General features: G+C 71.9%; 1 protein-coding gene. It reads right to left on the bottom strand.

Annotation, left to right across the window (positions count from 1 at the left end; all coding sequences use genetic code 11):
- Positions 1–129: 129 nt before the first annotated feature.
- Positions 130–665 (bottom strand): TOBE domain-containing protein (locus tag A5714_RS20125; RefSeq protein WP_197513826.1); only part of this gene is annotated, 536 nt, incomplete at its 5' end.

Below are 665 nucleotides of genomic sequence, written 5' to 3'. Positions count from 1 at the left end.
GTAACCCTTTGCGGCGTGTCGAAGTCGGGTCCACCTGAGTCATGGCGACGAACCTACCGTGTTACCGCTGTGACGCAAGGACATTGCGGACGATTGCCGTGGGGTTTTGTCGATATTGCCGAAGCGCAATCAGTGCGCCGCCGGGTGCAGCGCCACCTCGTGGGCCTTGACCGAGAACCACACCCGCTCCCCCGGCGCCAGCCGCAGCTCCGCCGCCGCGTCGACGGTGATCTCCGCGGCCAGCCCCGGCGCGCCGTCGGGTTGCTGCTCGCCGCGCACCAGCATCGCGGCGCCGCGGACGTTGAGCTCGGCGACGGTGGTCGCGACGGTGTTGCGGGGGCTGCCGTGCGGCTGGTCGCGGTAGACGGACACCGCCGTCGGCGCGAAGACCGCGACGGTGCGCTGCCCCGGGGTCACCGGGCCCGGAGCGGCCGCGTGCCAGCGCTCGCCGGTCGAGGTGTGTAGCGCGCCGTCGTCGCCGAGGGTGCCCTGCACCAGGTTGACGCCGGCGATGCGCGCGCCGAACGGACTGCGCGGGGCGCTCAGGACGTCGGCAACCGGGCCGATCTCGGCGATGGACCCGGACTCGAGGATCAACACCCGGTCGGCCAGCGTCAACACGTCGAGCAGGTCGTGGGTGACGAGGATGACCGCGCAGCCGGTGT

It is taken from the genome of Mycobacterium sp. E2462 (assembly GCF_001672685.1).
In the GTDB taxonomy this organism is placed as follows: Bacteria; Actinomycetota; Actinomycetes; order Mycobacteriales; family Mycobacteriaceae; genus Mycobacterium.
The sequence above is the reverse complement of the archived record's forward strand: the minus strand, read 5'-3'. Positions and strand labels throughout refer to the sequence as shown.